We start from the raw sequence: 5,443 nt of genomic DNA, 5'->3' as shown, positions 1-5,443 counted from the left end.
GGGTCGGGCCGCGAGAGCGAGCCGGACCCGCCCGCGAAGAACCGCCGCGCCCCGCGCCTCAGCCGCCGAGCGCGGCCCCCGCCTCAGCCGCCGAGCGCGGCCCCCGCCTCAGCCGCCGAGCGCGGCCCGCAGCCGGGCGGTCCGTGGTGCGTCCGGGCCCTCCAGCGCCAGCAGCGCGGTCAGCACCTGCGCCGTCTGCGGATCGTGCAGCGCCGTCGCCGCGGCCATCGCCACGAACTGGTCCACCAGCCACTCCCGCAGCTCGTCCACCGGCAGCGCGCGGCCCTCGTCCAGCCAGGTCAGCGAGGTGCCCTCGACCACCGCGATCCACGAGCGCACCAGCAGGGTCAGCCGCGGCCCGGCCTCCCGGACCCCGAGGTGGCGCAGGGTCCGCTTGAGCGCCGCCCGCCGGACGTCGTCCACCATCGCCGAGGTGCGCTGCGTCTCCACCACCGAACCGCCGCGCAGCAGGGCCGAGTACCCGGCGTCGTGCTCGGCCACGAAGGCGAAGTAGCTCTCCAGCACGGCGGCCAGCTGCTCGGTCGGGCTGCCGGTCAGCGGCACCGTGAACCGGCTGGTCAGCTCCTCCGCGGCGGTGCGCAGCGCGGCCTCGTACAACTGCTGCTTGCCGCCCGCGAAGTAGCGGTACACCAGCGGCCGGGAGGCCCCGGCGGCCTCCGCCACGTCGTCCAGGCTCACCTCGTCCGGCGGCCGCGAGGCGAACAGCTCCAGGGCGACCGCGATCAGCTGGTCCCGTCGCTGCTGCACCGTCAGCCGCCGGTACCCGCTGCGCCGCGGCCGGGCCTCGGAGGACGGTGGGACGGGCGCTGAGCTGGCTTCCATGGCGGTCAGCGTAATGGTCGCCGGTCCGATCGGATCCTTGCCTGCACCGATCATTCCGAACGGATGTTTGCCGCCCGGGCGCCCCGGCCGCCCCAGCCACCCGGCCGCCCCGACCTGCCTCGGCCCGCTCGTGACCCGCCGCCGCCCCGGCCCGCCGCCCCGCGACCGCCCGCCCCGGCGGGTCGGCCCGCCGCACGGCGGGCCGGGCGCCGACCATGGGGACGGGTCGTCGCCGTCGCTTCGAGGAGGGCCGCCGGATGGCGCGGGCAGTGCAGTGGACGGCGGCCGTGCGCCGGGTGCCGGGGGCGGTCCTCCGGTGGGTCCGGTCGGCGCCCGGGACGTACCTGTGGCTGCTGCTCCTGGCGGCCACGAGCTTCGTGGTGGCGCGGATGGACCCGGCGCGGCTGGACTGGTTCCTGGCCGCCCGCTCGACCAACCTGGAGAACCTCCGCTCGGACCCGGTGCACGTCCTGGTGGCCAGCGCGCTCTGGACCGAGCAGTCGAGCTTCCTCCTCTACTTCGTGCTGTTCACCCTCTTCCACGCCAACGCGGAGCGCTGGCTGGGCACGCCGCGCTGGTTCACGGTGGCCGCCACCGCCCACGTGCTGGCCACCCTCGTCAGCGAGGGGGTGGTCGCCCGGGGCATCATGCGCGGCCGGCTGGGGGAGAGCCTGGCCGGCACGGTGGACGTCGGCGTCTCGTACGCGCTGGCCGGTGTGGTCGCCGTGCTGACGTACCGCTTCGCCGGCCGCTGGCGGCTGCTGTACGGGGGCGGCGTGCTGGTCTTCTACCTGGTGCCGCTGGTCGGTTCGCACACCTTCACGGACCTCGGACACTTCTGCGCGGTGCTGATCGGCCTCTGCTTCTTCCGGTTCGCCCGCGGCCGGTCCAGGTGGGACCCGGGACTGCTGCTCCGGCGCAGGCGGGAGCGCCGGGCGGAGGTCTGAAATGGCCGGTCCATGCCACAGGGTAGGGGCTTGCAATCGGCCCGGGCCGCGAAATGATGTCCGGATGGTTGAAGAACTGATCAGCTCCGACGGCACCACCCCGCGCCGCATTGCCGACGACTACGTGCAGGCCCTGGCCGAGCTCGACCCGCTGACCGCGGTGTACCTCGGGCTCAACCTCGACGACGACCGACTCCCCGACCTCTCCCCGGCCGGTGACGAGGCGCTCGCCGAACTCGGCCGCCGCACGCTCGCCCGGCTCGCGGACGCGGAGCGGGCCGGAGCTGCCGAGGACGAGGCCGAGCGCCGCTGCGCCCGGCTGCTGCGCGAGCGGCTCACCGCCTCGCTCGCCGTCCACGACGCGGGGGAGGGCTTCCGCGCGGTTCGCAACCTGGCCTCACCGGTCCACAACGTGCGGGACGTCTTCACCCTGATGCCCGCCGACACCGAGCAGCAGTGGAAGGTGATCGGGCGCCGGCTGGCCCGGGTGCCCCTCACGCTGGAGCAGTACCGGGCCACCCTCGCCGCGGGCATCGAGCGCGGTCTGCTCTCCGGCCCCCGTCAGGTGAGCACCGTGGTCGAGCAGCTCGGCGACTGGCTGCAGGGGGACGAGGCCGGCTGGTTCGGCGTCTTCGTCCGGCAGGCGCCCGAGGGGCTGCGCGCCGAGCTGGCCGGGCCCGCCGCCGCCGCGGCCGCCGCGGTGGCCGCGCTGCGCGACTGGCTGCGCGACGTCTACGGTCCGGCCGCCGCCGGCACCTCCGACACCATCGGGCGCGAGCGCTACGGCCGGTGGGTGCGCTACTGGACCGGCGCCGACCTCGACCTGGACGAGGCGTACGGCTGGGCCTGGCAGGAGTTCCACGGCCTGCTCGCCCAGATGGAGGCGGAGGCCGAGAAGGTGCTCCCCGGCTCCACCCCGATGGAGGCGATGCGGTGGCTGGAGAGCGACGGCCCCGCCGTCCAGGGCGCCGAAGCGACGCGTGAGTACCTCCAGGGGCTGATGGACGGGGCGATCCGCGACCTCCAGGGCACCCACTTCGACCTGGCCGAGCCGGTCACCCGGGTCGAGTCGATGATCGCCCCGGCGGGCAGCGCGGCCGCGCCGTACTACACCTCGCCGTCGCTGGACTTCACCCGCCCGGGGCGGACCTGGCTGCCGACCATCGGCCGGGAGCGCTTCCCGGTCTGGGACCTCGTCTCCACCTGGTACCACGAGGGCGTTCCCGGCCACCACCTCCAGCTCGCGCAGTGGAACTACGTCGCCGACCGGCTCTCCACCTACCAGGTCAGCATCGGCGGGGTGAGCGCCAACATGGAGGGCTGGGCGCTGTACGCCGAGCGCCTGATGGACGAGCTGGGCTACCTCACCGACCCGGGCCACCGGCTCGGCTACCTCAACGCCCAGATGATGCGCGCGCTGCGGGTGATCGTCGACATCGGCATGCACGTCGGGCTGGACTTCCCCGCGGACTCCCCGTTCCGCCCGGGCGAGGCCGTCCTGCCGGACGCCGCCCGGGAGTTCTTCGGCCGGTACTGCGGGCTGGCGCCGGAGGTCCTGGACAGCGAGCTGGTCCGCTACCTCGGCATGCCCGGCCAGGCGATCGGCTACAAGCTCGGCGAGCGGGCCTGGCAGCGCGGCCGGGCGGCGGCCCGGGCGGCGCACGAGGCGCGCGGCGAGGAGTTCGACCTCAAGGCCTGGCACATGGCGGCGCTCTCGCAGGGCTCGCTGGGGCTGGACGACCTGGTGGCGGAGCTGGCCGCGCTGTAGCGCGGTGCCGGCGACGGCGGGTGCCCCGGCCCGGGCGGCCGACGGCACGGCCCCCGGGTGCAGGGGCACCCGGGGGCTCTTCGCCGCCTCCGGCCGGGGCGGGCCTGGTCCCGTGGTCCCGGGCCAGTGGTGAATTAGTCCCATTCGTCCGATTTGGTGAGCTTTTTCCTTGCCATTCGCCGCGCGGAGCGTTTGGCTGGAAGGCGACTGCGTGACCTCTCCGAACCCCTGCGGAAGGCTCCCCCAGTGTCTGCTCAACCTGCCACCGGTCATAAGGCGGCGGACAGTCGTCGCTGGTGGGCATTGGCGGTCATCGCCATCGCCCAGCTGATGATCGTCCTCGACATCACCATCGTGAACATCGCCCTGCCCTCGGCCCAGAAGGACCTCGGGATATCCGACGCCAACCGGCAGTGGGTGATCACCGCCTACACGCTGGCCTTCGGTGGCCTGCTGCTCCTCGGCGGCCGGCTCGGCGACCTCTTCGGCCGCAAACGCGTCTTCATCATCGGCCTGCTCGGCTTCGCCCTCGCCTCCGCGATCGGCGGCGCCGCGTCCGGGTCGGCGATGCTGTTCGCGGCCCGCGCCCTCCAGGGCGCCTTCGGCGCGCTCCTCGCCCCGTCCGCCCTGGGCCTGCTCTCGACCACCTTCAGCGATCCACGGGAACGCAGTACGGCGTTCGGCATCTTCGGTGCCATCGCCGGCGGCGGCGCCGCGATCGGTCTGCTCCTGGGCGGCCTGCTGACCGAGTACCTGAACTGGCGCTGGTGCCTGTTCGTGAACACCCCGATCGCCATCGCGACGGCCTTCGCCGCCTTCTCGATCCTCACCTCGGACCACGTCGCCAAGGGGCGCCGGGTCAAACTCGACCTGCCCGGCGCGTTCCTGGGCTGCGGCGGCCTGCTCGCCATCGTCTTCGGCACGTCCGAGGCGGTCAGCCGGGGCTGGGTGGACTGGCTGGTGCTGGGCTCGCTGGTGCTCGGCGCGCTCCTGCTGGTGGCCTTCGTGCTGGTGGAGCGGCGCACCGAACACGCGCTGCTGCCGCTGCACATCGTGGGCGAGCGCAACCGCGGCGGCGCCGCGCTCTCGATCGGCCTGGCGATGGTCGGGATGTTCGGCCTGTTCCTGTTCCTCACCTACTACCTCCAGGTGATCAAGCACTTCTCGCCGGTGATGTCCGGCGTCTCCTTCCTGCCGATGACGGCCGCCATCGTGATCAGTTCGACCGGGTTCGCGGCCCGGCTGATGACCAGGGTGCCCTCGCGCAACCTGATCGGGCCCGGGCTGTTGCTGGCCGCGGCCGCGATGGCCTGGCTGACCCAGATGAAGGTGGACAGTCCGTGGGCCGGCATGGTGCTCCCCGCCGAGCTGCTGCTCGGCTTCGGGATGGGCCTGGTGTTCATGCCGGCGATGAGCCTGGCCACTCTGGGCGTCGCCCCGAACGAGGCCGGCGCCGCTTCGGCCACCATCAACTCGGCCCAGCAGGTGGGCGGTTCCGTCGGTACGGCGCTGCTGAACACGATCGCGGCCAGTGCCACCGCGACGTACCTGGCCACCCGGATCGCCGGCAATCCCCAGGTCCAGGCCCAGGGCGCGGTGCACGGGTACGTGATCGCGACCTGGGTGGCGATGGGCATCCTGCTGGCGGCGGCGCTGATCGCCTTCCTGATGATCAACCACCGCCCGGCACCCGGCGAGGCCACCGGGGAGACCGTGTCCGGGGCGGGCGGGCAGGCCGGCGCGACGGCCACCGCGGGGGCGGCGGCGCCGAGCCACCGGCAGCGCGCCCGATGAGCCGCGGCCCCGGTACCCGCGCCGACTGAAACATGCCCCGAGGTCCCGCAGTCGACCTCCGGCGCCTCCCCGCTCCCGGCCACCCCGGGAG

General features: G+C 74.0%; 4 protein-coding genes. 3 read left to right on the top strand and 1 reads right to left on the bottom strand.

Annotation, left to right across the window (positions count from 1 at the left end; all coding sequences use genetic code 11):
- Window positions 1-108 precede the first annotated feature (108 nt).
- Window positions 109-843, bottom strand: coding sequence for a TetR/AcrR family transcriptional regulator (locus tag ACFWA9_RS38010; protein WP_329489594.1), 735 nt, complete (start codon window positions 841-843; stop codon window positions 109-111).
- A 257-nt stretch (window positions 844-1,100) separates the two neighbouring features.
- Between ACFWA9_RS38010 and ACFWA9_RS38005 the strand changes: the two genes are divergently transcribed.
- From ACFWA9_RS38005 to ACFWA9_RS37995, 3 genes are all read left to right on the top strand, one after another.
- Window positions 1,101-1,790: a rhomboid-like protein gene (locus ACFWA9_RS38005; RefSeq protein ID WP_380393936.1), complete on the top strand. Its 690-nt coding sequence runs from the start codon at window positions 1,101-1,103 to the stop codon at window positions 1,788-1,790.
- A gap of 64 nt (window positions 1,791-1,854) precedes the next feature.
- Window positions 1,855-3,558 carry a DUF885 domain-containing protein gene (locus tag ACFWA9_RS38000; RefSeq protein ID WP_380393934.1) on the top strand — a complete coding sequence of 568 codons (1,704 nt, stop codon included), beginning with the start codon at window positions 1,855-1,857 and terminating at the stop codon, window positions 3,556-3,558.
- Between the two features lie 246 nt (window positions 3,559-3,804).
- Complete coding sequence (locus ACFWA9_RS37995; RefSeq protein WP_380393932.1) at window positions 3,805-5,352, top strand: MFS transporter; 1,548 nt, start codon at window positions 3,805-3,807, stop codon at window positions 5,350-5,352.
- The last annotated feature ends 91 nt before the right edge of the window (window positions 5,353-5,443 follow it).

Origin of the sequence: Kitasatospora sp. NPDC059973, from assembly GCF_042737525.1 — a bacterium.
In the GTDB taxonomy this organism is placed as follows: Bacteria; Actinomycetota; Actinomycetes; order Streptomycetales; family Streptomycetaceae; genus Kitasatospora.
The sequence above is the reverse complement of the archived record's forward strand: the minus strand, read 5'-3'. Positions and strand labels throughout refer to the sequence as shown.

Bases quoted from the DNA above. Each gene is read 5' to 3' on its own strand.
- ACFWA9_RS38010 (WP_329489594.1), bottom strand. From the start codon at position 843: ATGGAAGCCAGCTCAGCGCCCGTCCCACCGTCCTCCGAGGCCCGGCCG.
- ACFWA9_RS38005 (WP_380393936.1), top strand. From the start codon at position 1,101: ATGGCGCGGGCAGTGCAGTGGACGGCGGCCGTGCGCCGGGTGCCGGGG.
- ACFWA9_RS38000 (WP_380393934.1), top strand. From the start codon at position 1,855: ATGGTTGAAGAACTGATCAGCTCCGACGGCACCACCCCGCGCCGCATT.